This is a genomic window from Longimicrobiaceae bacterium, from assembly GCA_035936415.1.
Classification (GTDB): Bacteria; Gemmatimonadota; Gemmatimonadetes; order Longimicrobiales; family Longimicrobiaceae; genus JAFAYN01.
Window position 1 is genome coordinate 1 of the sequence record DASYWD010000303.1, and the last position, 2,542, is coordinate 2,542.

Consider the following 2,542-nt stretch of genomic DNA (forward strand, 5'->3'; position numbering starts at 1 on the left):
GCGCCGACGTGACGGCGTCCGCCTACCTGACGGCGCCGGTCGCGACGGAGCCCACCCTGGCGCTGCGCGCGGGGGGCCGCCGCGCGTGGGGCGCGTTCCCGCTCCAGGAAGCCGCCTTCGTGGGCGGGTCGGGGTCGCTCCGCGGCTACCCGGAGCAGCGCTTCGCCGGGGAGGGCGCGGTGTTCGCCAACGCGGAGCTGCGCGTCCCGCTCGCCCCGGTCAACCTGGGCGTGCGTGGCGAGGTGGGGGCGCTCGCCCTGGCCGACGCGGGCCGGGTCTTCGCCGAAGGCGAGAGCTCGTCCCGGTGGCACACCGCGTACGGCGGCGGGGTGTGGGCCAGCTTCCTGGGGAGGAGCCGCACCTTCGGCGTGTCGTACGCCCGCGGCGATGCCGGGCGGATCTATCTCTGGAGCGGCTTCCCGTTCTGAGGGCGGCCTCCGGTGCGGGACGTGCAGTCGCCTCCCGGCTCCGGAAGGTGAGCGAGAACCGAACCCCAGCCCAGCCATCCATGTCCGTGCACGAGCTCGCAGGCAGGCCGGCTCCCCGTGAGTCGCTCGTCGACGTCCCGCGCCTGGTCTCCGCCTACCACACCACCCGCCCCGACCCCGCCGACCCGGCGCAGCGCGTCGCCTTCGGCACCTCCGGGCACCGGGGGACCTCCACGGAGGGGAGCTTCAACGAGGATCACCTCGCCGCCGTCTGCCAGGCGGTCGCCGAGCACCGGGAGGCACAGGGGATCCGCGGCCCGCTCTTCGTGGGCGCCGACACGCACGCGCTCTCCGCGCCCGCGTTCTCCACGGCGCTGGAGGTGCTGGCGGCCAACGGCGTGCAGCTGGTGGTCGACCCGGCGCAGGCGCCCATCCCCACCCCCGTCGTCTCACACGCCATCCTCCGCCACAACCGGGAGCGGCCCGCCGCGCTGGCGGACGGCGTGGTGGTCACCCCGTCGCACAACCCGCCGGAGGACGGCGGCTTCAAGTACAACCCGCCCACCGGCGGGCCCGCGGGCCCGGAGGTCACCGGGTGGGTGCAGGAGCACGCCAACGCCCTGCTGGAGGGGGGGCTCGCCGGGGTGAAGCGGATCCCGCTCGCCCGGGCGCTGGCGGCCGGCACCACGCACCGGCGCGACTTCGTCCAGCCCTACGTGGACGAGCTGGGCGAGGCGCTGGACCTGGAGGCGGTCGCCGGCTCGGGGCTGCGGATCGGCGCGGATCCCATGGGCGGCACCGCGCTCACCGTCTGGGACCGGATCGCGGAGCGGTACGGGGTGGCGCTGGAGGTGGTCAACCGCGCCGTCGACCCGGCGTTCGGCTTCATGCCGCTGGACTGGGACGGCAAGATCCGCATGGACTGCTCCTCCCCGTACGCCATGGCCGGGCTCATCGGCCTGCGGGAGAGGTTCGACGTGGCGTTCGGCAACGACCCGGACGCGGACCGGCACGGGATCGTCACCCCCGGCGCCGGGCTGATGAACCCCAACCACTTCCTCTCCGCCGCCGTCTGGTACCTGTTCCGGCACCGCCCCGGGTGGAGCCCGGATGCCGCGGTGGGGAAGACGCTGGTCTCCAGCTCCATGCTGGACCGGGTGGCCGAGGGGCTGGGCCGCCGGCTGCTGGAGGTGCCGGTGGGGTTCAAATGGTTCGTGGACGGGCTCCTGGACGGCTCCCTCGGCTTCGGCGGGGAGGAGAGCGCGGGCGCGTCGTTCCTCCGGCGCGACGGCACCGTGTGGACCACCGACAAGGACGGGATCCTGCTCGCCCTGCTCGCGGCGGAGATGACGGCTGTGGCCGGGCGCGACCCGGGGGAGCAGTACCGGGAGCTGGAGGAGCGCTTCGGGAGCCCGGTCTACGAGCGCACCGACGCCCCCGCCACCCCGGAGCAGAAGGCGCGCCTCAAGGCGCTCTCCCCGGAGATGGTGCGGGCCCACGAGCTGGCCGGCGACCGGATCACGGCCGTGCACGCGCACGCCCCCGGCAACGGCGCCGCCATCGGCGGGATCAAGGTCGCCACCGGGCAGGGGTGGTTCGCGGCGCGCCCCTCCGGGACCGAGGACGTCTACAAGATCTACGCGGAGAGCTTCCGCGGCGAGGAGCACCTGCGGCGCATCCAGGAGGAGGCGCGCGCCCTGGTCGGCGCCGCGCTGGCGGGGGCAGGAGCCTGAGGGATGCCGTAAGCCGTTCGACGGCGGGTGTTTGTGACCGGTCTGGACCGTTTTTTGCCCGTTCGGGGGCAACGGGTCCCGGACGGGCCCGCAACCGCAACAAAGGAGCAGACCATGGCCGACGACCGCAGCCTCGGCGAGCGTGGCGCCGAGAACAACCTGAAGGGGACCGGGAACGACCTCAAGGGGCGCGTCAAGGATGCCGCGGGCGGGCTCACGGGCGACTCGAGCCTGCAGGCGGAGGGGAAGCTGGACCGCGCCAAGGGCAAGGTGCAGGACGTCGTGGGCGACGTTCAGCGCGGGCTGGACCGCAACACCCGCGACGACGGAGTCTGACCGGAGCCGACTACGGAGCGCGGGCCCGGGGCCTTGCCCCGGGCC

The 2,542-nt window shown here is 74.6% G+C and carries 3 protein-coding genes; all 3 read left to right on the forward strand.

The features are described 5' to 3' along the window. On the forward strand, positions 1-428 hold a 428-nt coding region (locus VGR37_12570), incomplete at its 5' end, for a BamA/TamA family outer membrane protein (protein HEV2148230.1). Positions 429-508: 80 nt separating this feature from the next. Next, positions 509-2,161: a phosphoglucomutase (alpha-D-glucose-1,6-bisphosphate-dependent) gene (gene pgm, locus VGR37_12575; GenBank protein HEV2148231.1), complete on the forward strand. Its 1,653-nt coding sequence runs from the start codon at positions 509-511 to the stop codon at positions 2,159-2,161. A 114-nt stretch (positions 2,162-2,275) separates the two neighbouring features. Then, the gene (locus tag VGR37_12580; protein HEV2148232.1) at positions 2,276-2,497 is read left to right on the forward strand and encodes a CsbD family protein; all 222 of its coding nucleotides are present in this window, start codon (positions 2,276-2,278) and stop codon (positions 2,495-2,497) included. Positions 2,498-2,542 lie beyond the last annotated feature (45 nt).

What these genes read in the sequence shown, in the direction of transcription:
- pgm (HEV2148231.1), top strand. Translation starts at nt 509, where the DNA reads ATGTCCGTGCACGAGCTCGCAGGCAGGCCGGCTCCCCGTGAGTCGCTC.
- VGR37_12580 (HEV2148232.1), top strand. Translation starts at nt 2,276, where the DNA reads ATGGCCGACGACCGCAGCCTCGGCGAGCGTGGCGCCGAGAACAACCTG.